Annotated in this window: 29 protein-coding genes and 1 riboswitch; of the genes, 21 read left to right on the forward strand and 8 right to left on the reverse strand. The window is 37.2% G+C overall.

The window, feature by feature from the left end; all coding sequences use genetic code 11:
* Positions 1-24 precede the first annotated feature (24 nt).
* The 7 genes from BHF68_RS01630 (at position 25) to asnB (ending at position 5,204) form a co-directional block, all read left to right on the forward strand.
* Positions 25-561: a competence type IV pilus major pilin ComGC gene (locus tag BHF68_RS01630; RefSeq protein WP_069641897.1), complete on the forward strand. Its 537-nt coding sequence runs from the start codon at positions 25-27 to the stop codon at positions 559-561.
* Between the two features lie 3 nt (positions 562-564).
* Positions 565-1,005: a prepilin-type N-terminal cleavage/methylation domain-containing protein gene (locus BHF68_RS01635; protein ID WP_084019126.1), complete on the forward strand. Its 441-nt coding sequence runs from the start codon at positions 565-567 to the stop codon at positions 1,003-1,005.
* 95 nt (positions 1,006-1,100) lie between these two features.
* On the forward strand, positions 1,101-1,535 hold the full coding sequence (locus tag BHF68_RS01640; protein ID WP_069641899.1) for a hypothetical protein: 435 nt from the start codon (positions 1,101-1,103) through the stop codon (positions 1,533-1,535).
* Positions 1,510-2,001: a prepilin-type N-terminal cleavage/methylation domain-containing protein gene (locus BHF68_RS01645; protein ID WP_084019127.1), complete on the forward strand. Its 492-nt coding sequence runs from the start codon at positions 1,510-1,512 to the stop codon at positions 1,999-2,001. The genes BHF68_RS01640 and BHF68_RS01645 overlap by 26 nt, the downstream gene beginning before the upstream one ends.
* Before the next feature lie 3 nt (positions 2,002-2,004).
* Positions 2,005-2,445: a hypothetical protein gene (locus tag BHF68_RS01650; RefSeq protein WP_069641901.1), complete on the forward strand. Its 441-nt coding sequence runs from the start codon at positions 2,005-2,007 to the stop codon at positions 2,443-2,445.
* A 115-nt stretch (positions 2,446-2,560) separates the two neighbouring features.
* Entirely contained in the window at positions 2,561-3,133 is a 573-nt protein-coding gene (locus BHF68_RS01655) for a shikimate kinase (protein ID WP_069641902.1), read from the forward strand.
* Positions 3,134-3,269: 136 nt separating this feature from the next.
* The gene (asnB, locus tag BHF68_RS01660) at positions 3,270-5,204 is read left to right on the forward strand and encodes an asparagine synthase (glutamine-hydrolyzing) (protein ID WP_069642260.1); all 1,935 of its coding nucleotides are present in this window, start codon (positions 3,270-3,272) and stop codon (positions 5,202-5,204) included.
* Here asnB and BHF68_RS01665 read toward each other — a convergent pair.
* A complete protein-coding gene (locus tag BHF68_RS01665) occupies positions 5,164-5,862 on the reverse strand; it encodes a hypothetical protein (RefSeq protein ID WP_069641903.1) in 699 nt (232 codons plus the stop codon). The two genes, asnB and BHF68_RS01665, sit on opposite strands and share 41 nt — an antisense overlap.
* 160 nt (positions 5,863-6,022) lie before the next feature.
* The gene (locus BHF68_RS01670; RefSeq protein ID WP_069641904.1) at positions 6,023-6,715 is read right to left on the reverse strand and encodes an HAD-IC family P-type ATPase; all 693 of its coding nucleotides are present in this window, start codon (positions 6,713-6,715) and stop codon (positions 6,023-6,025) included.
* A 154-nt stretch (positions 6,716-6,869) separates the two neighbouring features.
* Here BHF68_RS01670 and BHF68_RS01675 point away from each other — a divergent pair, with 154 nt between their 5' ends.
* Positions 6,870-7,574 carry an HAD family hydrolase gene (locus tag BHF68_RS01675; RefSeq protein ID WP_069641905.1) on the forward strand — a complete coding sequence of 235 codons (705 nt, stop codon included), beginning with the start codon at positions 6,870-6,872 and terminating at the stop codon, positions 7,572-7,574.
* Between the two features lie 29 nt (positions 7,575-7,603).
* Here BHF68_RS01675 and BHF68_RS15295 read toward each other — a convergent pair whose 3' ends face one another.
* The 3 genes from BHF68_RS15295 to BHF68_RS01685 are packed head-to-tail and all read right to left on the reverse strand — an operon-like array spanning position 7,604 to position 10,308.
* A complete protein-coding gene (locus tag BHF68_RS15295; protein ID WP_176719859.1) occupies positions 7,604-7,756 on the reverse strand; it encodes a hypothetical protein in 153 nt (50 codons plus the stop codon).
* A gap of 49 nt (positions 7,757-7,805) precedes the next feature.
* Positions 7,806-8,696, reverse strand: a complete 891-nt coding sequence (locus BHF68_RS01680; RefSeq protein ID WP_069641906.1) for a YqhG family protein — start codon at positions 8,694-8,696, stop codon at positions 7,806-7,808.
* Positions 8,680-10,308: a DEAD/DEAH box helicase gene (locus tag BHF68_RS01685; protein ID WP_069642261.1), complete on the reverse strand. Its 1,629-nt coding sequence runs from the start codon at positions 10,306-10,308 to the stop codon at positions 8,680-8,682. The genes BHF68_RS01680 and BHF68_RS01685 overlap by 17 nt, the downstream gene beginning before the upstream one ends.
* Before the next feature lie 290 nt (positions 10,309-10,598).
* A riboswitch (glycine riboswitch) is annotated at positions 10,599-10,705 on the forward strand.
* Positions 10,706-10,957: 252 nt separating this feature from the next.
* On the opposite strand from BHF68_RS01685, the gene gcvT reads away from it, so the two are divergent.
* The 12 genes from gcvT (at position 10,958) to efp (ending at position 23,761) form a co-directional block, all read left to right on the forward strand.
* Positions 10,958-12,058, forward strand: coding sequence for a glycine cleavage system aminomethyltransferase GcvT (gcvT, locus tag BHF68_RS01690; RefSeq protein WP_069641907.1), 1,101 nt, complete (start codon positions 10,958-10,960; stop codon positions 12,056-12,058).
* Between the two features lie 37 nt (positions 12,059-12,095).
* Positions 12,096-12,485, forward strand: coding sequence for a glycine cleavage system protein GcvH (gcvH, locus tag BHF68_RS01695; protein ID WP_069641908.1), 390 nt, complete (start codon positions 12,096-12,098; stop codon positions 12,483-12,485).
* Positions 12,486-12,489: 4 nt separating this feature from the next.
* Positions 12,490-13,836: an aminomethyl-transferring glycine dehydrogenase subunit GcvPA gene (gcvPA, locus tag BHF68_RS01700; RefSeq protein ID WP_069641909.1), complete on the forward strand. Its 1,347-nt coding sequence runs from the start codon at positions 12,490-12,492 to the stop codon at positions 13,834-13,836.
* The gene (gcvPB, locus tag BHF68_RS01705) at positions 13,833-15,290 is read left to right on the forward strand and encodes an aminomethyl-transferring glycine dehydrogenase subunit GcvPB (RefSeq protein ID WP_069641910.1); all 1,458 of its coding nucleotides are present in this window, start codon (positions 13,833-13,835) and stop codon (positions 15,288-15,290) included. The genes gcvPA and gcvPB overlap by 4 nt, the downstream gene beginning before the upstream one ends.
* Positions 15,291-15,294: 4 nt before the next feature.
* Positions 15,295-16,233: a LipS1 family lipoyl synthase gene (lipS1, locus tag BHF68_RS01710; protein ID WP_218070314.1), complete on the forward strand. Its 939-nt coding sequence runs from the start codon at positions 15,295-15,297 to the stop codon at positions 16,231-16,233.
* Positions 16,230-17,219, forward strand: coding sequence for a LipS2 family lipoyl synthase (lipS2, locus tag BHF68_RS01715; RefSeq protein WP_069641911.1), 990 nt, complete (start codon positions 16,230-16,232; stop codon positions 17,217-17,219). Before lipS1 ends, lipS2 begins: the two co-directional genes overlap by 4 nt.
* 37 nt (positions 17,220-17,256) lie before the next feature.
* On the forward strand, positions 17,257-18,102 hold the full coding sequence (locus BHF68_RS01720; RefSeq protein WP_084019129.1) for a lipoate--protein ligase family protein: 846 nt from the start codon (positions 17,257-17,259) through the stop codon (positions 18,100-18,102).
* A gap of 156 nt (positions 18,103-18,258) precedes the next feature.
* Entirely contained in the window at positions 18,259-19,686 is a 1,428-nt protein-coding gene (locus BHF68_RS01725; RefSeq protein ID WP_069641912.1) for a type I restriction enzyme HsdR N-terminal domain-containing protein, read from the forward strand.
* A 56-nt stretch (positions 19,687-19,742) separates the two neighbouring features.
* Positions 19,743-21,485: an adenosylcobalamin-dependent ribonucleoside-diphosphate reductase gene (locus tag BHF68_RS01730; RefSeq protein WP_069641913.1), complete on the forward strand. Its 1,743-nt coding sequence runs from the start codon at positions 19,743-19,745 to the stop codon at positions 21,483-21,485.
* A gap of 103 nt (positions 21,486-21,588) precedes the next feature.
* Positions 21,589-22,035, forward strand: a complete 447-nt coding sequence (gene aroQ / locus BHF68_RS01735) for a type II 3-dehydroquinate dehydratase (RefSeq protein WP_069641914.1) — start codon at positions 21,589-21,591, stop codon at positions 22,033-22,035.
* Between the two features lie 100 nt (positions 22,036-22,135).
* The gene (locus BHF68_RS01740) at positions 22,136-23,185 is read left to right on the forward strand and encodes a M24 family metallopeptidase (RefSeq protein WP_069642264.1); all 1,050 of its coding nucleotides are present in this window, start codon (positions 22,136-22,138) and stop codon (positions 23,183-23,185) included.
* 18 nt (positions 23,186-23,203) lie between these two features.
* A complete protein-coding gene (gene efp, locus BHF68_RS01745; protein WP_069641915.1) occupies positions 23,204-23,761 on the forward strand; it encodes an elongation factor P in 558 nt (185 codons plus the stop codon).
* An 88-nt stretch (positions 23,762-23,849) separates the two neighbouring features.
* On the opposite strand, the gene BHF68_RS01750 is transcribed toward efp, so the two are convergent.
* The 3 genes from BHF68_RS01750 to BHF68_RS01760 all read right to left on the reverse strand — a co-directional run bounded on the left by BHF68_RS01750 (position 23,850) and on the right by BHF68_RS01760 (position 26,402).
* Positions 23,850-24,305, reverse strand: a complete 456-nt coding sequence (locus BHF68_RS01750; RefSeq protein WP_069641916.1) for a DUF441 domain-containing protein — start codon at positions 24,303-24,305, stop codon at positions 23,850-23,852.
* A 74-nt stretch (positions 24,306-24,379) separates the two neighbouring features.
* Positions 24,380-25,099 carry a phosphosulfolactate synthase gene (locus tag BHF68_RS01755; protein ID WP_069641917.1) on the reverse strand — a complete coding sequence of 240 codons (720 nt, stop codon included), beginning with the start codon at positions 25,097-25,099 and terminating at the stop codon, positions 24,380-24,382.
* A gap of 64 nt (positions 25,100-25,163) precedes the next feature.
* The gene (locus BHF68_RS01760; RefSeq protein WP_367114256.1) at positions 25,164-26,402 is read right to left on the reverse strand and encodes an MFS transporter; all 1,239 of its coding nucleotides are present in this window, start codon (positions 26,400-26,402) and stop codon (positions 25,164-25,166) included.
* 110 nt (positions 26,403-26,512) lie between these two features.
* Here BHF68_RS01760 and BHF68_RS01765 point away from each other — a divergent pair, with 110 nt between their 5' ends.
* A complete protein-coding gene (locus BHF68_RS01765; protein ID WP_084019131.1) occupies positions 26,513-26,773 on the forward strand; it encodes a DUF2619 domain-containing protein in 261 nt (86 codons plus the stop codon).
* The last annotated feature ends 61 nt before the right edge of the window (positions 26,774-26,834 follow it).

The raw sequence follows: 26,834 nt of genomic DNA on the forward strand, positions 1-26,834 counted from the left end.
ACGAGCGACGGGGGCGGAGGATAAATGGGTGGAATCAAAAACATGAAAGTCAAGAAAAAGAAATTCAAAAAAACAATAGAAGAAAGAAAGAAACTCAGTACAAACCAAACAGGATTTACCTTGATTGAGTTGATGATTGCTATCACAATTATAGTCATTGTTATGGCTATTGCCATACCTAATTTTCAAAAAGCTGGTGAAACTGCACAGATTTCCGGGTGTGATGGCAATAAAAAAATAATTATGGCACAGCTTGAGAATTATTTTATGATTAATGGTCAATACCCATTACTAGAAAATATTGATGGAGAAAACGGCATAAAGCTCTTCTATGATGATTTTGATATAGACGAACAGCTTGCAAACGGTAATTGGTTTCATGGTGCATACCAAGAACTTGCAGCAAACGATAAAGAAGATTGGCATGCTGTTAATCTACTAGAAATGAAAGAGGAAGGGTTTTTGCAGCAAATTGCTATATGTCCCAGGGGTGGTTTCTATTTAATAAAGCTCGGTGATAATAATCGTGTTACTGACATTATGTGCTCAGTATTAAACTAACATATGAATTGCAAAAAAGGGTTTACGCTATTAGAGGTATTGTTAGTAATTGTAATTATCTCAACAATTATGATTCCTGTGTATCCGACGGTAGAGAGGCAATATCAGTATTACTTACTAGAACAGGAAGCTCAAAAGCTGGCCACATTCCTGGAACGTTCTAGACAGCAGGCGATATTGGAGAAAAGAAGGACAGTAGTTAGGTTCTATGTATCTTCATTTCCCAATAGCTATGGTCTGCGGGATGAAGTGAATATTGTTGAACGACACTACCTGCCTGATGATATTAGCTTATACCAAAATATTGCTAGTAATAATTTGATAGAGTTCGGTTCACTAGGAAATGTTAGACCAGCGGGCGGCACTATTCGCTTAACCAACTCCTACGGGCAATCTAAGGAAATAATAATCCACCTTTTTTCTGGCATTATAGAAGTGCGCTAATGTGAACTACTAACCAATTATCGAGACGCATCAAGTGGGAGTTTCCTAATCATAAGAATATTATTTTAAATTAAATTATATGGAGTCGGGTAGGCATGAGAACTAAAGGCGGCTATATATTAGTAGAATTATTAATATCAGTGCAAATCATTCTTGTGATTATTTTGTTTATCGTAACGGTGACTATGTTTAATCGTACAGCAATTCATGGTAACGAACAGAGGCAAGCGGCGCTATACACTCTCCAATCAGAGATGGAGCTATTTATCGCTAACCATATAGCAGAGACTAAAAATAGCGATGATTTAATAGGTTATGATGTTTATAATAAACAGAAATCTATAGAAGAGCTACAGCTTACTATTGAAATTGAACTTAGCTGGAGGCTTATTGATACGCATTTAGCTAATATTAAAGGACAGGTTAGCTGGCAGGATGGCAGCAGACAGCAGGTAATCACATTAGTTACCAATCAATTTATTAGAAGTAGTGAGGAGGTCATTGATGATGAATTCATTAATGACGAATAATAGTTTTCCAAAAACATTGCAAAAGGGCTTCACACTAATCGAAGTCCTGCTGGCTATGCAAATCCTTACGATAGTCCTAATGTTATTTGCTATGTTTTATATCTATCTAATAGGAGAATGGAAAACAAGTGTAGAGAAAGAAGAGCGTTTAAGCTATGAACGTCATTTTTTACACTACTTATCTAGGGATATACAGAATGCGGTATCCGTAACTAAAGATACCCATTATTTATATTTGCTTATGGACAATGGTGTTAGTTATCGCTATCATTATAAACATTTAGAAAAAAGGGTTGATGTAGGTACAAAGCAATCTAATGGGTTTAGCTACCTTGGCAGAATAACTGCGGGCGTTCATATTGATTATTTGGATTTTGAAATTACTGATTATGGTGTGTTAGTGACCTACAAGGTGTTAGGCTCTGAAATACGGGAACGTTTTTACCGATACAGGCAGGATGGATGATATATGCTCGTAAATAATCAGCAAGGAAAGGTATTACCAATAATTTTAGCATTTATTATCATCGCGCAGCTAATGGGCGGTTTTTTGTTATCACAGGTAGTAGACAAACAGAAGCTAGTTAGTTATGAAGAGGCGTATATTTACAGCAACTACATAACTACAGCAGGACTAAATTCTGTGATAAACGAGGTTTATAATAATCCTGAAATTGCAAGCTTCCAAAGCACCTTATACCATAGCCTTAATGAGCTTCTATATTATGAGAATTCAATATATACAGGCATGTTCACAATTGACTTAATACCACAAAGTGATGAGTTAGTAGAAATAAAGGTTAAGAGCAAGGTGCATGTACCTAATATAGAATTTGATGTTAATAATGTAGTAGTAGCATTAGTTGAATTGAATACGGGCAAAATAATAAAAAAAGAATGGTTTGAATAAATCTAATTGTAGCTTGCCTATTAGTTGATATAGTGTAACAATAGTCAGAGAAGTTTAGCTAATAGAGTTTCACATAATTAGCGTGTAGCTATGCTTATTAGGAGGAGAGGTTTCGATGGCTTACAATATATATTTAGTTGGTATGATGGGAACAGGCAAGACTACAATTGGGAAAAAGCTAGCAGAACATTTAAACAGACAATTTATAGATATAGATCAATATATAGTAGAAGAGCATGGTAGGAGTATTTCAGATATATTTGCTACAAATGGAGAAGCATATTTTAGGGATCTAGAGACCGATGCTCTGCGCACTATTAGTGATAAAGGTGAAACCAATCCAGCTGTTGTAGCAACAGGTGGTGGGGCTTTTGAACGCGAGCTTAATCGTAAAATTTTAATGGACTCGGGCAAGATTGTGTGGCTCACAACTAGCATTGAAGAGATAGTTAAACGCCTTAATAATGACACAACAAGACCTCTGTTGCAGACAAGTGAAAAAAAGGGCAAATCTCAAGATTCACATAATAATGAGCTTGAGCAACGCATCACAACACTGATGGCTTCTCGTGAGCATAATTATCGGCTAGCCGACATTCATGTTACGACTGATAACAAGAGCCCAGAAGATATAGTGGAAGAAATAACTGCTAAACTCCCTATCAAATATAACAATCTCAATGGATGAGCGTAAATCCCAATAGATATATTTTGACGAAACGGCGTTTAAATAATAGAATAAAGAGGTTATACTAAAGTGTATATCTATGAACACGGAAATAGCTCTAGCATTTGCTGCAATCGGAATGGGGGACAACATAAGTATGTGTGGTATTAGTGGAATATATAATAAAAATCGAACACAATTAAAAGAAGTGGACTCTACATATGAAATAGAAGCAAAGAAACTCCTAGAAAGCATGACCCAACAAATTTTACACCGTGGACCTGATGATTTCGGTTTTCATATTAACGGTCCTGCTGGTTTAGGTTTTCGTAGATTAAGTATTATTGACTTAGAGGGCGGGCATCAACCCCTTACTAATGAGGATGGTACGGTTTGGATTGCTTTTAATGGAGAGATATATAATTATAAAGAGCTACGTGAAGAGTTAATAACTAAAGGACATAGATTTTCTACGGATTCAGATACGGAAGTAATTATTCACCTGTATGAGGAGCTTGGCCCTAAATGTGCTGAAAGGCTTCGTGGTATGTTTGCTTTTCTTATTTGGGATGAGAAAAATCAGCGCTTGTACGGTGCCCGTGATCCATTTGGCATAAAACCATATTATTATGTTGAAACAAATGAACGCTTTGCCTTTGCTTCAGAAATAAAAAGTCTACTGCAACTACCAGAATATAAAGCTGAAGTGGACGAACAATCTTTTTTAAATTACTTAACATTTCAGTATGTTCCAGATCCGATGACGATGTTTAAGGGCATTATGAAATTGCCAGCGGCGCACTACTTTACAATTGAAAATAACGAAATGAATATTGAACGCTATTGGAAGGTTGATTTTAAGCCTGATGAATCGAAGGATTTAAACTATTTTGTTGAAGGTATAAGGGACGTAATGCGTGACTCTGTAAAAGCACATTTAGTAAGCGATGTGCCTAGGGGAGCATTTCTGTCGTCTGGTATTGACTCCAGTGCAATCGTTGCCTTAGTCAAGGAAATAGAGGATGTAAGAACATTTACCGTCGGATTTGATTGTGGTAAATATAATGAGGCTGATTATGCAAGGGAAACGGCAAATTATATAGGTACTAAACATGAAGACTTAACCATTACTTCGGAAATGTTTTGGACAAACTTACCTCGCTTAGTTTGGCACCAGGATGACCCAGTAGCTGACCCTTCGGCAATTGCACTATACTTCGTTGCGAAAATTGCCAGTGAGCATATAACGGTGGTACTGTCAGGGGAGGGTGCTGATGAAATCTTTGGTGGATATAACATCTACCATGAGCCTGAATCGCTGAAAATGTTTCAATACATACCACCAGGACTACGTAAAACCTTAGCTGACGTTGCAAGTGTGTTACCTGAGGGAATGAAGGGTAAGGGCTTTATACAACGTGGTTCCAAGAGTGTAGAGGAGCGCTTCTTTGGCAATGCATTTATCTTTAACGAAGACGAAAAAAAACAGCTTTCGACATTAGAAGAACGATTCTTCCAATTTTATCGAAAGCCTAATGATGTTACCAGAGAGGTTTATAACAAAGCAGTTGGTTATGATGACATAACAAAAATGCAATATTTAGATTTGCATACATGGCTGCCAGGTGACATTTTAATGAAAGCTGATAAAATGACAATGGCAAATTCCTTAGAACTACGAGTACCTTTCCTTGATAAGAAAGTGTTCGAATTTGCTGCGACAATTCCAACAAAATATCGTGTTCATAACGGAACTACAAAATACGCCCTGCGTGAAGCGATGAAGCAGGTATTGCCTGAGCAAGTAGCTAACCGTAAGAAGCTTGGTTTTCCAGTACCTACTCGGGATTGGTTGCGCGGTGGATTATATCGCCCAATATATGAGTTGATTGTTGATAGCCAGACAGAGCACTTAATAAGCAAGAATGAAGTGCTAAATCTACTTGAAATCCATAAGTCTGGAAAGGCTGACGTAAGTAGAAAGCTATGGACGATTATTATCTTTATGCTATGGCATCGTATTTTTATCGAAAAACGTGAAACATTTGAGCCTATGGGACGTAAACGAGACTATGCTGCTCTGGCGCAATAGGATCAATCACTTTTATAATAGGTGATATTTCTTCGCTATCAAGATATTCTATATAAAAATGAGCAAAATAATTGTTGGTTTGAAATATAAAAGTATTGCTAGAGTCTGATAACCAAGGGTGGGTTACAGGCTCTTTTGTTTGTAATTTCTGAAAATTGAGTAATTCCTGAAATGCAAGTAATTCTTGGGACGCAAGTATTTCTTCAAACAAGGTCGCAGGTAAATACTCATTAGCGGCGACATCTAAGAACACACCGTCGAGTTCTATAAAAAGCATTAAGGGTCCAATATGATGAACCTTTCCGCTTTCCGCTTTATCTTTTACTAGTGAAATTGGCAAAGTAGAAGCATCCAAATAGCCAAAAAAACTGTTTAAATATGTTTCCTCAATCAAACGGTCATTTTGCCAAACGCGATAACCAGCTACAAGCTTACGGTCTTGAGGGTCTAGCACCCACTCGATTTGTTTCTGCTGCTGTTCTATTGTTTGTTCAGTTGCTGTCGAAGCAATTGCCATATTCATAAACGACTGTTGCTCGACTGGAAAGAAATCAGTAATGCTTGTAGTGACTATATAGATTAGGCTAAAAATAAGGGCGATTAAGCAGATAGTCCGAAACTTACAAACTAAAGTATGGACAGTAGTCAATTGTGACATATAAATCCTCCCTGTGTAGTATTGTTCACAAGCTTGTCGAAGAAAGCTTGTCCAAAGAGTCTGTCCTAATCCTATCACCCTATAGTTGAAAAGTTTGTTTGTTTTTGTATTATAAGTTAAAAAGTTTTCGACAAAATGCTAGCTAATCTCCATTTAAATGCTAGTTAATTTTCAGCAGTTTTGCGTTTATTGCAACAATTATAGTACTTAGTGACATTAGAATAGCTCCTACGGCAGGGCTTAATAGTATACCGAATGTATATAAGACACCGGCAGCTAGAGGAATTGCAAAAACATTATAACCTGTAGCCCAGGCTAAATTTTGAATCATTTTTCTGTAGGTTTTTTTGGATAATTCAAAGATGGACACAATGTCATTTGGATTACTTTTCACAAGTATAATATCAGCACTTTCAATAGCCACATCTGTTCCTGCGCCAATGGCAATTCCTAAATCTGCTTTAGCAAGGGCAGGGGCATCGTTGATACCATCTCCTGTCATCGCTACCCTTAATCCTTTATTTTGTAAATCTTCAATTATATCAGATTTTTCGTGTGGCAATACCTCTGCATACACTTCATCTATAGAGAGTTGCTTGGCGACCAAATTGGCCACTTGTTTATTGTCTCCTGTAAGCATGATAGTTTTTATATTCATCTCTTTCAATTTCTTAATAGCATTGAATGAAGACTCCCTGATCTCATCAGCTAGCGCGTTATTATGCTCTTGGTTGTTATGGTCGTGTTTATTATTACCATTATTATCATGTTGATGGTCGTTGTGATTATGGTTTTTATGCTTATGACGATTATTGTTATGGTAATTGTTATTGTTATGTTTGCTATCCTCCATTATATATACCTCCCGACTTAGTCTATGTAAATATCGTAACAATTTATAGAAATAAGTAGTGAAGTTTGTGTGTTTGCAATGTGTAACTAGTTTCAAGTGATTAAATATGATAGACTGGCTTTAATATTTACAGAATATTATGGGGTGTTTCTAGATGGGGAAAAAGATAGCAGTCTTCGATTTTGATGGAACATTATATCCATTTGAAACTTTCACTTTTTTAATCAAGCAACTAAAAAAACAAAAGGGCTTTCAATCGCGTTATTATTCGTTTAATCTGCAGTTTTTTACGACATATGCAAAATATAAGCTTAAATTAATGCCGAAATTTATGATGAGAGAAAAAGCTTTAAAGACATTTGTGAGATTATTTAAAGGTTTGACTGAAAAAGAAATTTATAGTTTTTTTGAGTATGCTTATGCTGATATGAAAGATAGGGTCAATAATAATGTGCTAGAAGAGCTACATAAGCTTAAGGAACAGGGGTATGTAATTGTACTGGTTTCTGGGGCTGTTAAGCCACTTTTAGAAATAGTAGGTCGAGATATACCTTTTGATATTGTAATAGGCTCAGAAATTCCGATTACAAGTGGAAGGTTTGATGAACAGAAGGAGATAGTATACATACAAGGGAACAAAAAGGTTAAAGAACTAGAAAGTGCCCTGGACAAGTATTTGCCTGACGAGAGAGGCACTGAAGTGGAAGTCAATTGGAATGATAGTGCAGCTTATGCAGATAGCCAGTCTGATCTACCTGTTCTAGAGTTAGTTGGTAATCCTGTGTGTGTATCTCCCGAGCCAAAGCTAAGAGTTATTGCCGAAGAAAGAAAGTGGAGAATACTAGAACCCAATTGTTAGTATAACTGATTAACAATTGGGTTTATCAATTAAGTGCGTCGTTTACTAATATAGGTGTCTTCGTATGCAAGTAATAACACTTCTTTATTTGTTGTAGTACGGATTTCTGACTCTAACGCATGGATTTTACTTAAAAGTAGTGGATCAAGATCTAGGGTTTTATAATTTTTTGAAACTGTCATGCTAGGCCTCCTCATGAGTTTTTCGACTTGTTAAATGGGACTTTAATATTTATACCATATAAACCATAACCATAGAATAGGGACTAATTTCTACCCGTGGACTGAACTGCCAGTGGACCTCGTCGATACGTTGTTTTTTTTCGTATTCTAAGTATCCGATTTCTCCGAGAATCATTTGTTTGTAATCTATTTGATTAAATTCAGTGTCAGATGCTACTTTCTGCGTTCCAAGCTGTAACAGCTGCTCTTTTTCTTCAATTTGCGCTTTATAGTAAGACTCAATTTGTTTAACTTCTTCATCTAATGTAATCCTTGCCTGCTGGGCCCATTTATTATCAGTCTCCGTCACGTATTGACAAAGGTCTTCCTCCATTTTAGCAATAGCTTGCTTGAGACTAATTGTAGCTTCTCCCAGTAAGCTGTCGTGGGGTTTAACTTCAGTTAATGGGAACATAGTTACATTGTTATAAAAGTTTCTATATAGCTGTCCAGTCTGTAGGTTTATGCCTAGCGAGTATAAGTGATCCTGGGTTTTATCTGCTATTAATGAGACCCTCATGTTTATTAGTAGATAAGGTCGTAGGCTAGAGCGACTTAACCTAGAACGGGGAGGAAAATACTGATATAGCCTACCAATTTTCCCTCTCCTACGGGCTGAATTTAATATGTTATGAAAGCGAATGGAACCCATAGTAATAAGCTCACAGTCAACATCTTCAGGTGGTTCGACACTTGGGTCAAAGGCAAAATTCATAATAGACGGCACAGGCTCTTTGCCTAGCGACTCTAGATACATCCAATAATATGGGCGGTGAGTTAACTCTTTATCTACGTCGATAGGTACTTTTACGGAAAATATAGCATCGTTTTTATCGCTGAGGATTTCTGATTTAACGGCTTCAAAATAACGTTTGACGAAATGATCAGTTGAAAATGTCAAGGGATCCACTCTCCTTTACTAGCTCTTGTTTAGCTTGGACAATTTTTTCGCCTAGTTCATTGATCTTGTTGACCATTTCCTTCTGGTTATCAGCATTATAAACAATATTTAAAATTGATGATTCGAGCTTTTGACCCTTTGTCATTTTTAGTTTAGTTAATATGCTATCAAGTTCACCTATAACCATTTCAAACATGTTTATTTTTTCTTGTAAAAGAAATAGAATATGCTCTTCAATTGTATCCTTTGTTGACAGATTATAGATATTAACATCGCGTGCTTGACCGAGTCGGTGGACACGTCCAATCCGCTGCTCTATGCGCATGGGATTCCACGGTAAATCGTAATTGATAATATTGTTACAAAACTGCAGATTAATCCCCTCGCCGCCAGCTTCCGTAGCCACCATCACTTGGGCTCTGCTGAAAAATAAATCCTTCATCCATTCTTTTTTACCTCTTTTAAATCCACCACGGTAAGGAACGGAGGAGATTTGGTGGTGGGCAAGATACATCTGCAGGAATTCCTGGGTTGCACGGTATTCTGTGAAGACGATAACCTTATCATTGACGGATTTAATAATCTCAACTAACTTCTGTGCCTTTGTAACCTCTTTCACTGTTCTGCTAATATCTAATAACTGGCGAATTTCTTGATCTAATGCACTTCCAGGCTCAACATTTTTAAGCATATTGATCAGGGTAACAAAGGTTGCGTCAGAGCTACTACAAACCTCCCGCTGCAGTGTTAGCATTGACAGCATGTTTAATTCTCTATTACTACGAATAAAGCCAGTAACGGCTTCGTAAAGATTACGCTCTTCTTCAGATAATTCTACTGAAATAGTATGTATATTACGGTCGACGAACTCAACACCACCATCGCGCCGTTTATTACGAATCATAACTTTATCTACTAATTTTTTTAGCTCATTTTTGTTTTTTGGTATTCTTTTTCCTTCAACATAGTTGTGTAAAAAGGAGTTATAGCTACCTAATTGTCCAGGTTTTAAAAGTGTAATAAGATTAAACAACTCATCTAAACTGTTTTGCACAGGTGTAGCAGTTAATAGTAAACAATATTTTTTCTTAATCTTATTAATGTTTTGCCAGTTTTTTGTTTTGCGATTTTTAAGTTTGTGAGCTTCATCAACTATAAGCATGTCGTACTCTTTATCTAAAATAATGTTCATGTGGTCTTCACGCTTCGCAGTATCAATGGAAGCAACAACAATTTCTGCGTCCCAGGAGTAATGTTTACGGTGCGCAGTAGCGGGGATATAGAATTTCTCGTTAAGTTCACGGGTCCATTGTAAGACCAAAGATGCTGGAACTAGTACTAAAACCTTTTTAACTAAGCCTCTTAGCATATACTCTTTTAGAATTAAACCTGCCTCAATTGTTTTTCCTAATCCCACTTCATCTGCTAGAATTGCTCGACCACGCATCTCACTAATGACACGCTGAGCCGTTTTTAGTTGATGGGGATAGGGTATAATTTGCGGAAGATGTTTAATACACTCTAATTGATGAAAGTCCTTGGCCATTAGGATTTTCTCTGCTTCGTGTGCCAATTCAATTAACGACCATGAATCAGTCTTATTATCTTGCATGTATTCAGAAAATTGGTTGTAAAGCTGGCGATTTATATAAATGGGAAAAAGCTCTGTTTCTTTTAATATCTCCAAAGTTTCCACCCTCCACCTACATATGATGATTGCTAAGTTATAATGATGATTATCTAGTTATAATGATGATTTAAAAGATTTAATGATGATTCTTATATTTTGGGCAAATGAGAATTTTTTATGCTTTTTTTGTTCACTATATAATTTTTGCCCAATAGACGTTGTTATAGACAAAATAGTTATGATATAATTCCTACTAAATATTAAATATGCAAATGATTGTCTAAGGAGAGCGTGGATTAGCCACCGCCGAAGGAGCAAATTGACTGAGATTTTTCCAATGGTCTTTGAATCTCTCAGGTAACTGTACTTTGACATGATGCAACTCTGGAGAGCGCTATCCGCGAATAGCCACCAAAGGGGTAAGGTAACCAAAAACTCTCAGGTACAAGGACAGAGAAAAAAAGGAAGTCTTTTTTTCTTATGTCCTTTTTCTATTGTCTAAATTGCTTTTCAAAGATTGTCTATACAAAAATTTTCACAATTAGGCCTATAGTTTTTTCGAATATACAAATGCTATAGTTAATTAATTAATTTCTGAAATTGTGTGATGTTTAGGGGGTGAATATATAAAATGCAGGAACTACGAGAAACTCCGCTATTTCCAATATACAAACAATATGGAGCAAAGGTTATAGACTTTGGGGGCTGGGCGTTGCCTGTACAGTTTCAGGGTATCATTGAGGAGCATCAACAGGTGCGAGAACATGCGGGGTTGTTTGATGTATCACATATGGGACAGATACTTGTTACAGGTAAAGATGCTGAAAGGTTTCTCCAATACATAAGCACAAATGATATTTCTAAACTAACTGACAATCAGGCGATGTATACGTTTTTTTGCTATGAGGATGGTGGCACTGTCGATGATTTGCTAATATATCGTCTAAGTGAAGAGCGATACATGTTAGTCGTTAATGCCGCAAATATTGAGAAGGATTTAGAATGGCTACATAAGCAGCATAGAGCTGATACGTGGGAAGTTAGCATAAATGATATCTCAGAAGAAACGGCTTTATTAGCAATCCAAGGTCCAAAATCACTAGAAATTTTACAACCGCTAGCAAACTATGATTTGGCACAGATTAAACGTTTTCGGTTTGTGGAGCAGGTTAATGTTGCAGGCGTTGAAGCTCTGGTATCAAGGACAGGGTATACTGGGGAAGATGGGTTTGAGTTATATATTGCTGCCAAGGATGCAATAACATTATGGGAAGCAATCTTAGATGCTGGCAAAGCCCATGAACTAGCACCTATAGGCCTTGGAGCTCGCGATACATTAAGGTTCGAAGCCAAACTACCGTTATACGGTCAAGAACTGAACAAGGATATATCTCCTCTTGAAGCGGGGTTAGATTACTTCGTGAAATTTGATAAAGGAGATTTTGTTGGTAGGGGTGCACTACTTCAGCAAAAGCAAACTGGTGTGGAGAGAAAGCTTATAGGCTTTGAGATGGTGGAACGGGGAGTACCACGTGCGGGCTATCATGTATACAATGATGGTAAGCAAATTGGAACAGTTACAACGGGTTCTTTTTCACCTACCCTTAAGAAAAACATTGGCTTAGCACTTGTAGGAGTACACTACGCTGATATAGGGCAGGAGCTAGACATAGAAATCCGTAATAAATATGTTAAGGCAAGGATTATAGAGACACCGTTTTTAAGCAAATAAACAAAATAAGATTTAAATTGAATTGGAGGATTTAATAATGGCAGAAGTTAGAGAAGAGTTAAAGTACAGTAAAGATCATGAGTGGGTAATTGTTGAGGGTAAGCGGGCAAAAATCGGGATTTCTGATTACGCTCAGGATTCCTTAGGAGATATTGTATTTATCGAGTTACCTGAGGTAGGAAGAGAGATTACGGCTAATGAAAATATTGGTGTAGTTGAATCCGTTAAGGCAGTATCAGATATATATATCCCAGTTAGCGGAACTGTTGTAGAGGTCAACGAAGCACTCGAAGACTCACCAGAATTAATAAATGAATCACCATATGATGAAGGCTGGATTTGTATTATTGAGATGTCAGACTCAAGCGAATTAGAGCAGCTACTATCTGCGAAGGAGTATGACGGCTTTACAAAAGAGGAGGAATAGAACGATGGTGTTTCGCTATATACCTAACACGGAAGCTGACATAAAAGAGATGCTTGATAGCATAGGGGCCGAAGGTATGGATGAATTATTTCAAAATATACCAGCAAAAGCCCGCCTTAACAGAGAACTACATATTACACCAGCAATGACTGAGGATGCGTTAGTGAAACACATGAAAGGACTTGCCAGTAAGAATGCTTCAACAGAAGAATATGCTACGTTTTTAGGTGCTGGAGCCTATGATCATTACATACCTAGCTTAGTTAAACATTTAGTGTTCCGTTCTGAATTCTACACTGCCTATACACCTTATCAGCCAGAAATTTCCCAGGGAATCCTGCAGGCTATCTATGAATATCAAACGATGATTAGTCAGCTCACAGGGCTAGAGGTAGTAAATGCATCGATGTACGACGGGCAAACAGCATTTGCGGAAGCTGCAACGATGGCAGCGGCCAGTACTAGAAGAAAAAAAGTACTAGTCTCAGAAACAGTACATCCAGAATCTTTTGAAATTATTAATAACTATTGTAAAGGTCAAGGCATTGAGGTTGAGGAAATACCACAAAGGTTAGGAATTATAGATATGGAAGCCCTTTCATCGATGATTACTGATGAAATAGCGGCTGTTTGTGTGCAATGTCCAAATTTCTTTGGTAGCATAGAGGATTTACAGCGTATTGCTGAGTTGACACATCAGCGTAAAGGATTATTTGTCGTAAGTGTTAACCCGATTGCCTTAGGAGTACTAAAATCGCCAGGGGAGCTAGGGGCAGATATTGTAGTTGGAGAAGGTCAACCATTAGGAAATAGTTTATCTTTTGGAGGCCCATACCTAGGTTTTTTTGCGACGACCAAGGCACTAATGCGGAAGATTCCAGGGCGTATTGTTGGGCAGACCGTTGACGGAGAAGGGCGCAGGGGTTTTGCTTTAACCCTACAAGCTCGTGAGCAGCATATTCGTAGGGAAAAGGCGACATCCAACATTTGCTCGAATCAGGCGTTGAATGCCTTAGTGGCGACAATCTATTTAGCTACGATAGGAAAACAAGGACTTGTGGAGTTAGCTCAGGCAAATGTACAAAAAGCACATTACCTATATAATAAACTAAGTCAGCTAGAGGGCGTAGAAATACCATTTAAGAATCCGTTTTTTAATGAATTTGCAATTAAGCTTCCAGTAGAAATTAGCACTGTCAATGCAGAGTTATATAAGTATAAGATGATTGGTGGATACGATTTAGGTAAGGTTGATGTTCAGCTAGAAAAGCATATGCTGATTGCAGTTACTGAAAAGCGGACGAAGGAAGAGCTGGATGATTTTGTGAAGGTATTGGAGGGGATAATATGAGTCAGCCACTGATTTTTGAAATATCAAAGGCTGGTAGACGGGCAAGTACAATACCAGCAATAGACGTACCAGCGCAAGATATTACAGATTTTATCCCTCAACAATATCTGCGAGATGAGCCTGTAGATTTACCTGAGGTAAGTGAAGTGGACGTAGTTAGGCATTATACAGCACTTTCGCGTCGCAGCTTTGGTGTAGATAATGGTTTTTATCCCTTAGGCTCATGTACGATGAAGTACAATCCAAAGATTAACGAAGATATGGCGCAACTAACTGGTTTTGCAAATATTCATCCTTACCAAGAGCCGGTAACGGTTCAAGGTGCTTTACAGCTAATGTATGAGCTAGAGCGAGACCTGTCTGAAATTACAGGTATGGAACGATTTAGCCTACAGCCAGCGGCAGGGGCACATGGGGAATGGGCAGCCCTGATGATGATTCGTGCTTATCATGAAGCAAAGGGTGAGCAGCGGAATAAAGTCCTCATCCCAGACACAGCCCATGGAACGAATCCAGCCAGTGCTACCGTGGCGGGTTTTGAGACTATTACAATAAAATCTAACGCGCAGGGTGGCGTCGATATTGAAGATTTAAAGAGTCACTTAGGCGCTGATGTAGCAGCGATTATGTTGACGAACCCAAGTACCCTTGGTTTGTTTGAGGAGCAAATTTTAGAAATTGCTCAGCTCGTACATAAAGCTGGTGGCTTATTATATTACGATGGTGCTAATTTAAATGCGATTGTTGGCAAAGTTCGACCTGGAGATATGGGCTTTGATATTGTGCACTTGAATTTACACAAAACATTCTCAACACCACATGGTGGCGGTGGCCCGGGGGCAGGTCCAATTGGTGTAGCTAAGCACCTTGTACCATATTTGCCTGTGCCAATGATAGAGAAGGATGATAATCAAGATAAGTATTATTTTGACTATGATATCCCTGATAGTATTGGCAAGATTAAAGGGTTTTACGGTAACTTTGGCGTATTAGTTCGTGCCTATGCATATATCCGAACGATGGGGCCTGATGGTTTGCGTGCAGTAGCGGAAAACGCTGTGCTAAATGCAAATTACTTGATGCACGCCTTAAAGGATGACTATCAGCTAGCCTTTAATCAGACTTGCATGCATGAATTTGTCTTGTCGGCAGCGAAGCAAAAGAAAAACGGCGTTCGTGCCTTAGATATAGCAAAGCGCTTGCTGGATTTTGGTTATCATCCACCGACAATTTATTTCCCTTTACTAGTCGATGAAGCGATGATGATTGAACCAACTGAAACAGAAAGCAAGGAAACTCTGGATGAATTTATTAGAGTAATGAAGCAAATCGCCCAGGAGTCCGAGCAGCAGCCAGAGCAGGTTAACAGTGCACCAACGACTACAGTTATTACAAGGCTGGATGAAGTAAAGGCTGCTAGAAGTCCCGTACTAATCTGGCAAAAGGATATGTGATAAGATGACAGAAACATTAAATTCAGATAAATGGGAAAGAGAAATAAATGAACTACTAGCAGGGCATAGCTCTCTGAATGAATTATTAGAAACTGCTTGGGAAGTGCGTAATCGACACTTCCCTTCTGTTATTCAATTCGATTACCCAGAAGGCACGCCAGCCATTAGTTTAACAGGAGCGGATTGTGATTTGAATTGCTCGCACTGTGGTGGTCACTACCTTAAGGGTATGTTAGACAAACCAAAGGCAGAGCAAAAGCTAGCCAGAAAGCCAGCAAAATCATGTCTAATTAGTGGTGGCTGTAATCACCAAGGCACAGTAGATACTGGTAAAGAAATTGCCTGGGTACAAAATTTAAGAGAACAGCTTACAGGCAATCAGCGGATCAATATGCACGTCGGTCTTGTTGAGGGTGAGCAGCTAACGCAGGTAGCTCAGTTAGCTGATGTAGTTTCCTTCGACATTGTTGGTGATGACCAGACCATTCGCGAGGTATACCATATCAACAAAACGGCTTATGATTATGAGCAGTGCTATCAGGAGCTATGCAAACACGTAAAAGTAATTCCGCACATCTGCATAGGGCTTCGGGGAGGCGAATTAGGTCATGAATTGAAGGCACTACAAATGCTGAAGACCAATGGCGTAGACGCACTTGTTTTTATTGTTTTCATTCCTACTAAGGGAACACACTACGAGAACAAGCAGCCACCAGTCTTAGAACAGACTGTCGAGCTATTAGCAAGGGCTAGGATTATGTTTCCTGATATTCCGATATCTTTAGGATGTATGCGACCAAAGGGGTCATATCGGGCCAAATTGGATTACCTATCAGTGTTAGCAGGTGTGAACCGTTTAGTCATACCTACAAGCCCTACGAAATTATTAGTTAAGCGAAAGGGTCTACAGGTTACGTTAGGGGAGGAGTGTTGTATCCTATGAAGGCATCAATCGGAACGTTACAAGCATTAGGACTGAAAAAATGTAAAGTAGATGCCGCTCCCACGACAGCGTACATACTGTCAGACGGAACATGCAACAATAATTGTAAGTTCTGCTCACAGGCTAAAGATAATCAATCAAATAAAAGTCTACTAAGTCGTGTTGCCTGGTCAGAAGCTCAGGTAGAATTGTTTACTGAAGAGCTTGGAAAAGCCTATGAACAGCAGAAGCTTAAAAGGACTTGTATTCAGGTAGTTAACGAGCCTAAGGCAATGGTAAAAGCGAAGACTATGATTGAAAATATAGTTAAAACAATAGATATTCCAATTTGTGTTTCAGCTAGTGTACACTCCCTTAAAGATGTGCAAGCACTACTAGATTTGCACGTAGATAAGGTGAGTATTGCCTTAGACGCTGTTACACCAAGATTATACGAACAAATCAAGGGTGGTTGCTTTGAGAAACGTTTAACTTTAATAATAGAGGCAGCTAAAAAGTATCCAGGCAGAATTAGTACCCATGTAATCGTTGGTTTAGGGGAAACTGAGCAGGAAATGCTAAATATTATTAATTTACTATTAAGCTATGATATTACGATTGCATTGTTTGCTTTCACGCCAGTAAGAGGTACGAAAATGGCACAGCACAACCCACCACCGATAGAGCAATATCGGAGAATTCAAACAGCCTTTTATTTGCTTAAAAATTTGGTTACTTCCAGTGACTTGTTTAAAGCAATGGAGTTTGATATTAACGGTCAGTTAGTTGATTATGGATTGCCAATGGAACAGGTTATTCAGCTATTAATCGAGACCAAAGGTGTTGCCTATGAAACAACGGGCTGCGATGACTGTAACCGTCCTTATTATAACGAAAAACCTGGGGGAGTTATGTATAACTATCCACGACCGTTAACTGCTAACGAGCTAGAGCAAGCAATACAAGAAGCGGCTATAGCAAGAAAGATTGAGAAGCTGGATTCTTAGTATGCCGCTGAGATAAAGTGCGCTGAGGTGATAATAAATGAAATGCGATATTTCTAGCAATATCAATAGCTATATTAGTAATGAAACCTGGCGACTTATTATTGATGATAAACCTCAAACAGCAGCTATGAATATGGCAATTGATGAAGCTATGTTAATGGCTCACAAAAAACACAACCTGCCCCCAACACTACGACTATATCAATGGGAAAAACCGACCTTATCTATTGGGTATTTTCAGCGTGTCGAGCGAGATATCGATATGCAAGCCGCAGATAGATATAATATTGATTTAATTAGAAGAATTTCAGGAGGAAGGGCCGTACTTCATAATAATGAGCTAACCTATAGTATTGTTATAGCTGAAAGTCACCCCAATATCCCCAAGGGAGTTACAGAATCCTACAGATATCTCAGCCAAGGGTTATTGAAAACTCTTGAGCTTTTAGAGATTGATGCAGAGTTGGCAAAAAATAGTTGCAACTTGAGAGAGCATTCTGCTGCTTGCTACGATACTCCATCATGGTATGAGTTGCTAGTAGCTGGTAAAAAACTAATTGGAAGTGCTCAAGTACGTAAGCAGGGAGCTATATTACAGCATGGATCTATACCTTTTGAATTGGATATAGATTTACTTTTTTCAATACTAAAGTTTAAAAATGAACTGGTACGGGAACGTATGAAGCAAAGATTTAAAGCAAAGGCTACAGCACTAGTTGATATTAATAAAAAAGGATACAATATCAAAGATCTTCAATCTGCTATAGTAAAAGGATTCAATGAAACTATAGCTAAAGACCTTACAGATGGCTCTTTAACTGATAAAGAAATATTATTAGCAAAATATTTAGCAAGCACGAAATACGTTGATATGAAAAAGTAATTTCTGAGTTTGTTTATTACTAATTATTTAATGTGTTTTTGTTATTAGACGTAAGCTTAAGGCAATGATTTTATTCATATAGCACAACTTGCGATTAAAATGTATTTTAATCACAAGTTGTGCTATAATTATATCTAACTTAAAGGAGGTTATAAAATGCATATGGTTAAAGAGCAAGATATAAAATTAGTAAAAGATAATTTTCACAATTTGTTAACGCATAATGAAGCAAATATTAGTAGTCAGGTAGTAGAAAAAATGTTGGAAATTCTAGGTTATGAGTCTAGATACTTTGATCGCCAACACCCAACTTATCACAAAACTGGATATACAGATATAGCAGTGAAAATTGATGAAGACGAGTATTTATATGTAGAGGTAAAAAAAGACAAAACATTAAGTGAGGCTGATATCGAACAAATAATAAGATATCTAAATCAAAAAGGTTTAAGTTGGGGGATTTTAACTAATGGCGCTAATTGGCTTTTATTAAACAATGATATAAAAGTTCAATCTGCTCTTAAGTTAGGCGTTAAAACTACAGTTGATGATAAGGTAGTTTTTAATATTAATATTTTTGGTGATAGACATAATACTAAATTTTTGCCGTATTTTTCAAAAAAATCAATATTTGAAAGTGAAGTTACTAATTATTTTAAAGATATAGCTCAATTTAGAGCTTATAGATTTCCAAAAGAGCCGCAAAATAAATCATGGCAAAGATATAAAAGCACCTTGAATAATTTTTTTATTTATTATTCAGACATTGAAAAAAAGTATAGAAGTTTAAGTGATATTAGAGATGATGAATTTAAAAAGTATTTGTTAAAGAGCGGTAATCCTGCTATAGATACTCATAAAAACAAATGGACACATATAAGAACAATGCTTAAAGAACTAAAAAAGAATAAACACATAAATCACCATAATTTTGAAACTAGTAGAGATGTTTTAATGGGCAGTGATGAATCAATTGTTAATGATTTAAAGAAAGAAATGTTTGCAAATGAATACTTAAGAATATTCTATAACACATTAGACACAACTCAAGAGGCTACTAGAAATAAAACGCTATTTCTAATTATAATGTGGGTGGGAGCAGATATATCATTTTTTAAAAACATAGAACAAGAGGATTTCGATTATCATAACGAAGTATTTAAAAAAAATGGAAAAATAATTCCTTTACATAGAAGTATTATTAAAAATATCCGAGAAGTAGTAAAGCAAAATAAAAGAAAGAAATATAAGAAAAAGAATCTGTTTATATTCACTCGCAATGGAGTAGAATACACGTTAAGCGAAGGGAATCTTAGTCATATATTCAAAACTGTAAGAACAAAAAATATAGAGATGCCTCAATTTCAACATTACAAACTTACTAATATTAGAAAAATACTTGCACAGGAAATGTTTAAAAACAACTATACAATCGAAGAAATATCGTACATTACTTCACTAAGCTTATCTACATTAAGTGAGTGTATTACCCTAGATGACATAAAAGACAAAGTTGACTTAACAAATAAGCGGAACAAATTAAGAAAGCATCCATTTCAAGATTTTTTTGACAATATTGATTAATACACAGATTATAAGTTACTGTTAAAAACTCACAATAGGCTTAGGGGGCTTCTAGTATGGAATTAAGCCAAGCTGCAAAAGCAATATTAGAAAAAAGATATTTAAAAAAGAAGTACGGACAGGTAATAGAGACCCCAGAGGATATGTTTCGACGGGTAGCTAATAATATTGCAATGGCAGAGGAGAATTATTGTAAGCACCATGTGGCGGAAATGACAGAGGCTTTTTTTCAGATTATGACACGGCTTGAGTTTTTACCAAATTCACCAACATTGATGAATGCTGGCAGGGATCTGCAGCAGCTTTCTGCGTGCTTTGTGATTCCTGTAGAAGATTCAATCGAGGGGATTTTTGATGCATTAAAAGTTGCTGCATTAATTCATAAAAGTGGTGGCGGTACAGGTTTTTCTTTCTCCAGGCTACGTCCTAAAAATGATACGGTACAGACTACTGGTGGAGTAGCGAGTGGGCCGTTGTCTTTTATGAAAATATTTAATGTAGCAACTGAGGAAATAAAGCAGGGTGGTGCAAGAAGGGGCGCTAATATGGCGATTCTACGGGTTGACCATCCTGATATATTAGACTTTATAAAAGCAAAAAAGGACGCCACTAAATATACGAATTTCAACTTTTCTGTAGCGATAACAGACGAATTTATGCAGGCAGTAGCTGTAAACACAACTTACGGCCTCAGAAATCCCCATACCAATAAAATTGTAACAGAGTTATTAGCCACAGATGTTTATAATGCAATAATAGATATGGCTTGGCATAATGGAGAACCAGGAGTTGTCTTTATTGATCGTATTAACGGAGCTAATCCGACACCTCATGTGGGTTATATCGAAAGTACAAATCCCTGTGGTGAGCAACCACTGCTCCCCTATGAATCGTGTAATCTCGGCTCTATTAATTTAGCTAAGTTTGTAAATGATAATAAAGAAATTGATTGGGAGCGTCTTAAATACGTTACAGGGACTGCGGTGCAGTTTCTAGATAATGTCATAGATATGAATCAGTATCCGTTAGAGAGTATTGCCGAAGTGACGAAGGGGAATCGAAAGATTGGCTTAGGGGTAATGGGATTCACTGATATGCTAATTCAGTTGGGTGTTGGATATGCTGAAGATAGGGCAGTAGAAATTGCTGAGCAAGTTATGGGTTTTATACATACAGAAGCCAGAAATGCTTCTAAGGAATTAGCTACATGGCGAGGTGCTTTTCCTAACTATAAAGGAAGTATATATGAGCAACAGGGGCTACCTCTACGTAATGCTACACTAACGACAATTGCACCGACAGGTACGATTAGTATGATAGCTGATTGTTCGTCAGGAATTGAACCTTTATATGCCCTTGCTTACAAGCGGAAAATAATTGATGAAGAGTCGGACATGCAAATTAATCAGCATGTTAAGAAATTACTAGAAGAACATGGCATAAACAATAAAAATCTATTGGAGCGTATTTCTGAACGTGGATCGGTACAGGGTATAAATGAAATCCCATTAGAGCTACAAAAGCTATTAGTGACTGCACACGATATTACTCCAAAACAGCATGTACGTATGCAGGCCGCTTTTCAAAAATATACAGATAACGCAGTTTCCAAGACGGTTAACTTTCCAAGCAACGCATCGAAGGGAGATATAGCCAAAGTGTTTAATTTAGCCTATGAAACAGGCTGTAAAGGCATAACGGTTTATCGAGACGGTAGTCGATTAGGGCAAATATTACAGGTTAGTTCAGTAACAAATGGAGGTTACATGCAGACCTGTCCAAAATGTGCGAGTGATTAATATTCCAAAAGTATCTAAGTTATTGTAAAATGAACATAGCTTTAGCTATACATATATAAAATGTTGCTCTACTATTAACTTTATTAAAGGGGGATTTTGTGTTATGAGAGGAAGAATTTTAATTTTACATGGGCCTAATTTAAATCTATTAGGAGAGCGAGAGCCTGAGATTTATGGCTATGAGACATTAAAGGATATTAATGAAGATTTAGAAGGGTTATGTGAAGATTATAATTATCAAATGCATGCTTTTCAATCCAATTCTGAAAGTGAACTAATTGAAAAAATCCATGAAGCTCAACAAATTCATGATGGTATCGTTTTTAATCCTGGGGCGTTTACTCACTATAGCATAGCAATTAGAGATGCGATTAGTTCAGTGACAATTCCAGTGGTTGAGGTGCATTTATCTAATGTGTATCAGCGTGAAGAATTTAGACAGCATTCTGTAGTTTCTGCCGTCTGTATTGGCAAAATAACTGGTTTTGGATCACATAGCTATAGCTTAGGAATCCAGGCATTGATACAACATCTAGAGTCAAAAAGCTAATACTAACTAACGAGGGGGTATGGGCTTGCAAGGACAACAAAACTATCATGATTACGAAAAACGCATAAAAAACCTACAAGAGAAGCTCAAGAAAGGTCTATTGACTGACAATAACCTAGCTAGTAACGAGCTTGATGGATATATAACCTACAAACAAGAGAATGTTGAGTATTTAACAGGCTTTACTGGATCGAGCGGGTTCCTGCTTGTTACCCCGGACGACGCTGTAATATTCACAGACTCACGCTACATGGAGCAGGCTAAGGAACAGGCAAGGGCAATTGATGTTCTAGAGCAGGGACAGCCCTATTACAAAACAATTAATGAATATATCAAGCAAAAAAAACTTCAAGCAATAGGATTTGAATCAGAAAATGTAACAGTGGCTACCTTTGAGCTATGGCAAAAAAATCTGGAGTCTAGTGTTATACCTTGTAATGATTATGTAGCTCAGCTTCGCATGATTAAGGACGAACATGAAATAGCCATTACACAAACGGCCGTTGATCTAACTGATGAAGCGTTTGCCTATGTGATAGAAAGGATTAGACCTGGGATAAAGGAAATTGACATAGCTTTAGAGCTAGAATTTTATCTTAAAAAACGTGGAGCTAGTAGCTTAGCTTTTTCGACTATTGTAGCAAGCGGCAAGCGTTCAGCACTTCCACACGGTGTTGCTAGCGAAAAGCTTATAGAGCTTGGGGACATGGTTACGATTGACTTTGGCGCAAATTATATGGGTTACTGCTCTGATATGACCAGGTCATTTATAGTCGGCAAAGCTAGTCCTAAGCAAAAAGAAATTTACAATACTGTCTTGACAGCACAGCAGAAAGTACTTAATAATATAAAAGCAGGCATGATGGGCAAGGAAGTTGACGAAATTGCCAGACAATACATATATAAACAGGGTTATGAAGGACATTTTGGTCATGGTTTAGGTCATGGTTTAGGTAAAGAGGTCCATGAAGCTCCGAGGCTTAGTCCGTTATCTGATACGAAATTGGAATCTGGAATGCTTGTTACAGTAGAGCCAGGCGTTTATATAACTGACTTTGGCGGCGTGCGAATTGAAGACGATATTGTCATTACAGAAACTGGCTGTCGTATCCTAAACAAAACTCCAAAAGAATTATTAGAAATAGTGTAAATAATAGGAGGAAAAAAGATGATTTCTACAAGTGATTTTAAGACAGGTTTAACAATTGAAATTGACAATGATGCATGGCAGGTAATTGATTTCCAGCACGTAAAACCTGGTAAAGGCGCTGCCTTTGTAAGAGCCAAGCTTAAGAGTGTTAAGTCGGGCATGGTGAAGGAGACTACGTTCAGAGCAGGAGAAAAAGTTCCTAAAGCACATGTGGAAACAAAACGCATGCAGTACCTATATAACAGTGGCGATCAATATTCCTTTATGGATGAAGAAAGTTACGAGCAAATGGAATTAAATAAGAAGCAAATTGAACGTGAATTAAATTTCCTACTAGAGAATTCCACAGTACACCTAGTGTTTTATAAAGGTGAAGTTATTGGTGTGGATATGCCAAATACTGTTGTTCTTGAAGTCACAGAGACAGAGCCTGGAATTAAAGGTGATACGGCACAGGGTGCAACTAAAAACGCGACTATGGAGACAGGTTTAGTTGTACAAGTTCCACTGTTTATTAACCAAGGTGATAAGTTAATTATTGACACTAGATCTGGAGATTATATTTCTAGAGCATAATAATGCAAGAACAATTGCGAATTGATGCGCGAATTGAACATGAGTGACCATGAACCGACTTGGTACTAACCAGTCAGTGCATGGTTTTTTATTTAACAAATAACTGAAAAAATTTAATTAGAAAGGCAGTGATTCCAGCTGCCATTAACGGGCCTACAGGTATACCCTTGAAAAACACAATACCTATAATAGATCCAACAACTAAACCAACCATCAGCTCTGGGTCATATTTTAACAACGTTAACCCATGATAATTCATATAGGTAGCCACTGCTCCACCTACAAGGGCTAGAATTCCCCACCAAGACGTAAAAACAGACAAGACATCTTTAACCTGTACCTTTCCATTAGCAAAGGGAACTAGTACTGCCATTGTCAAAAACAATAATCCTAACTCTAAACCACGACGTTCAATTGCTGGGAAGTATCGATCTAGGCTTGTCAATTTTAAAATCAACAAAAAACTGGCCGCTGTCGCTATTATATGAGAGCGGCCGACAAGACCAACGATTATTAGGATTACTAATGCAATTTGACCACCCATGATATCACACACCCTTAGGGAACTTCTAGTTCACCTTATGCGATAGCTTTGCAAATCATGATAAAAAGTGTGGATTATGATAAAAAGTCAAAAAACGTATCACTACGTAAACCTCTTCTTAGTGCCGCTAGAGATAACACATCTTGGAAAGCGACATTTCCGATATTAACATTAGCTCCAAAGTGCTTAAGTAGCAATATCTGTTGTTCCATGCAAGGTGCTTCCCAGATAATATACGGTAGTAAGTCAGACTCTGCTTCGAAAATGTTTAATATGTCGTCTGCTACAGCGCCTTCTTTGTTATAAAGACCACTAGTTCCAGTTTCTCTACCCTCAAGAACAACATAATCAGATCCAGCATCAAGGTCTCGTTTTACAGATTCAATGATATCTTTAAACCCAGTTTCGTTTTTTTTGCCAAGCTCAGAGAATACTGTTAGTTGCATTTGTTTAGCCCTACGAATATAGTTATGCCGATCCATATCATCTACGTCAATAGTTCCGTGAGATATTTCAACACCTGTGAAGGAATATTTAAGGATGTCGTCAAAGAAAGAGTTAACCATGTTTTTATAATACGCTGCCTCAAATAATGTCCCACCAGGAAAGCAAATTACGTTGCTTTTCGTAAGTAGCTCGTTTTTTTCAATTAGCGATATTGGCTCGTATAAGCAGCTGGTTCCAAAACCATATTTAAGAAAATCTAGATGCGCTTTACCAAATGTAAGCATATCTTTGATTTGGGAAATACCTATACCTTTATCTATTATCATCGTTTTACCTAATTCATGCATAGAAACACACCCCTATATAATCATGGTCTATAGTATGCCTGATAAAGATGGGGTGTGCTTTAGTCTATTTTTTTTGTGCCGATAAATTCTTTTTGTTTTGAATTAGAAAATAAGCAATCAAAGCTGTAAATATTGCTAAGCCACTCATTGTCATATACATGATTTGTTGGGATATTTTCATTAAGTAGCCAAATACAGGTGGTCCTATTGCCACGCCAGTAAATCTAACACTACCATACAATGAGGTAACGATACCGCGTTCTTTAGCTTGGATTGAACCAGTAATAATTGTATTTAGACAAGGAAGAACTAGTCCGCTTCCAATACCAATTATAACGAGTAATGCCATTAGATAATAGGTATCAGTCGTTATTACAGACACTCCGCTTCCTAGGGCAATTAAAGACATTCCTACAAGTATTAGTCGTTTCATTTTACTAAGTTTACTTTTTGCTATTCTACCTGTTATATAAGCTGTGATAGCCATAACTAAAAGTGGGATAGCTATTATAAAACCTTTATAAACACCATCAATTTGATAGCGTTTTTCTAAAATATCAGATAGAAAGAACAGTAATCCAAATAAGATAAAAAGTGTAACAGAGCCTGCTAAAAAAGCAGCAAACAAACCTACTCCTTTGCTTTTAAATATTTTGATTACACTTTTTATATAGTCAGATACAGTTTGTTTATTAATATTGCCCTTTGGTTCTGCAACTACTAACCACATGATTAAAGCTATAGGGATACATAAAATAGGAAAGGCGAAAAATGTAGCATACCATACGATAATTGCTATTAGCGATCCAAGTATTGGGCTGATAACCTTGCCAATACCATTAGCAGCCTCAATAATACCAAGTGCTTTACTTCTTGATTCATCAGTAAAAATATCACTTGCTAGGGCCATGGCAATAGGAGCTGTTCCAGCGGCACCAATACCTTGAATAATCCTTCCAGCAATAATTAATGGATAGGCTTTGTCCCCTAGAAACGATGCGGCAAAGCCAGCAATGAGTCCGCCTAAGGCATAGATTAATAGTGCTGGTATAATGACCTTTTTACGTCCGTAATGATCTGATAAATATCCACTAATGGGAATGACAATGGCAGCTGGGATTGAGAAAGCAGTAATTATCAAACTCACCTGGAACTGGGTGATTGAGAGTTCTTTTTGCATGTCGGGTAATATTGGAATTAACATGGAATTTCCTAATACCATTACAAATGGGACTAAGCTTAACCCAACTAAAGACCATGTGTGCGAGGTGTTTAACGGTTGAGGATTCATTAATGGCACCATACCTTTACTATAGTTATAAAAATCACATTGCACATATTATTTGTGTTTACGTCATAACTAATTCGAGCTAAGAATAAATTTTAATAAGCAAAAATAAAAAGGTGATGGTTATGGAAAAAATAGTTTTGGGCATGGGGGCTTTACGTTTATTCTCTGGCACTATAGAGGTTATTGCAGCTATTCTAATTATTTATTTAGGAACTGTGGAAAGGGCAATGATGATTAATGCTGGATTAGCAGTTCTAGGTCCTACTGTACTAATCTTAGTCACTACCCTCGGCTTATTTGGTTTGGCAGGAAAAATTTCGTTGGTTAAGTTTGCTTTAATTTTTATTGGAGTTTTATTTATTTTAGCTGGACTTTTAAAATAATTATTTCCATCCTGTAGATAAATATCTTTACAGCTAATAATTTAGTGTTATAGAATGTAAA

Source organism: Desulfuribacillus alkaliarsenatis, from assembly GCF_001730225.1.
Classification (GTDB): Bacteria; Bacillota; Bacilli; order Desulfuribacillales; family Desulfuribacillaceae; genus Desulfuribacillus; species Desulfuribacillus alkaliarsenatis.

What these genes read in the sequence shown, in the direction of transcription:
- BHF68_RS01630 (WP_069641897.1), top strand. Translation starts at nt 25, where the DNA reads ATGGGTGGAATCAAAAACATGAAAGTCAAGAAAAAGAAATTCAAAAAA.
- BHF68_RS01635 (WP_084019126.1), top strand. Translation starts at nt 565, where the DNA reads ATGAATTGCAAAAAAGGGTTTACGCTATTAGAGGTATTGTTAGTAATT.
- BHF68_RS01640 (WP_069641899.1), top strand. Translation starts at nt 1,101, where the DNA reads ATGAGAACTAAAGGCGGCTATATATTAGTAGAATTATTAATATCAGTG.
- BHF68_RS01645 (WP_084019127.1), top strand. Translation starts at nt 1,510, where the DNA reads ATGATGAATTCATTAATGACGAATAATAGTTTTCCAAAAACATTGCAA.
- BHF68_RS01650 (WP_069641901.1), top strand. Translation starts at nt 2,005, where the DNA reads ATGCTCGTAAATAATCAGCAAGGAAAGGTATTACCAATAATTTTAGCA.
- BHF68_RS01655 (WP_069641902.1), top strand. Translation starts at nt 2,561, where the DNA reads ATGGCTTACAATATATATTTAGTTGGTATGATGGGAACAGGCAAGACT.
- asnB (WP_069642260.1), top strand. Translation starts at nt 3,270, where the DNA reads ATGTGTGGTATTAGTGGAATATATAATAAAAATCGAACACAATTAAAA.
- BHF68_RS01665 (WP_069641903.1), bottom strand. Translation starts at nt 5,862, where the DNA reads ATGTCACAATTGACTACTGTCCATACTTTAGTTTGTAAGTTTCGGACT.
- BHF68_RS01670 (WP_069641904.1), bottom strand. Translation starts at nt 6,715, where the DNA reads ATGGAGGATAGCAAACATAACAATAACAATTACCATAACAATAATCGT.
- BHF68_RS01675 (WP_069641905.1), top strand. Translation starts at nt 6,870, where the DNA reads ATGGGGAAAAAGATAGCAGTCTTCGATTTTGATGGAACATTATATCCA.
- BHF68_RS15295 (WP_176719859.1), bottom strand. Translation starts at nt 7,756, where the DNA reads ATGACAGTTTCAAAAAATTATAAAACCCTAGATCTTGATCCACTACTT.
- BHF68_RS01685 (WP_069642261.1), bottom strand. Translation starts at nt 10,308, where the DNA reads ATGCAAGATAATAAGACTGATTCATGGTCGTTAATTGAATTGGCACAC.
- gcvT (WP_069641907.1), top strand. Translation starts at nt 10,958, where the DNA reads ATGCAGGAACTACGAGAAACTCCGCTATTTCCAATATACAAACAATAT.
- gcvH (WP_069641908.1), top strand. Translation starts at nt 12,096, where the DNA reads ATGGCAGAAGTTAGAGAAGAGTTAAAGTACAGTAAAGATCATGAGTGG.
- gcvPA (WP_069641909.1), top strand. Translation starts at nt 12,490, where the DNA reads ATGGTGTTTCGCTATATACCTAACACGGAAGCTGACATAAAAGAGATG.
- gcvPB (WP_069641910.1), top strand. Translation starts at nt 13,833, where the DNA reads ATGAGTCAGCCACTGATTTTTGAAATATCAAAGGCTGGTAGACGGGCA.
- lipS1 (WP_218070314.1), top strand. Translation starts at nt 15,295, where the DNA reads ATGACAGAAACATTAAATTCAGATAAATGGGAAAGAGAAATAAATGAA.
- lipS2 (WP_069641911.1), top strand. Translation starts at nt 16,230, where the DNA reads ATGAAGGCATCAATCGGAACGTTACAAGCATTAGGACTGAAAAAATGT.
- BHF68_RS01720 (WP_084019129.1), top strand. Translation starts at nt 17,257, where the DNA reads ATGAAATGCGATATTTCTAGCAATATCAATAGCTATATTAGTAATGAA.
- BHF68_RS01725 (WP_069641912.1), top strand. Translation starts at nt 18,259, where the DNA reads ATGCATATGGTTAAAGAGCAAGATATAAAATTAGTAAAAGATAATTTT.
- BHF68_RS01730 (WP_069641913.1), top strand. Translation starts at nt 19,743, where the DNA reads ATGGAATTAAGCCAAGCTGCAAAAGCAATATTAGAAAAAAGATATTTA.
- aroQ (WP_069641914.1), top strand. Translation starts at nt 21,589, where the DNA reads ATGAGAGGAAGAATTTTAATTTTACATGGGCCTAATTTAAATCTATTA.
- efp (WP_069641915.1), top strand. Translation starts at nt 23,204, where the DNA reads ATGATTTCTACAAGTGATTTTAAGACAGGTTTAACAATTGAAATTGAC.
- BHF68_RS01750 (WP_069641916.1), bottom strand. Translation starts at nt 24,305, where the DNA reads ATGGGTGGTCAAATTGCATTAGTAATCCTAATAATCGTTGGTCTTGTC.
- BHF68_RS01755 (WP_069641917.1), bottom strand. Translation starts at nt 25,099, where the DNA reads ATGCATGAATTAGGTAAAACGATGATAATAGATAAAGGTATAGGTATT.
- BHF68_RS01760 (WP_367114256.1), bottom strand. Translation starts at nt 26,402, where the DNA reads ATGGTGCCATTAATGAATCCTCAACCGTTAAACACCTCGCACACATGG.
- BHF68_RS01765 (WP_084019131.1), top strand. Translation starts at nt 26,513, where the DNA reads ATGGAAAAAATAGTTTTGGGCATGGGGGCTTTACGTTTATTCTCTGGC.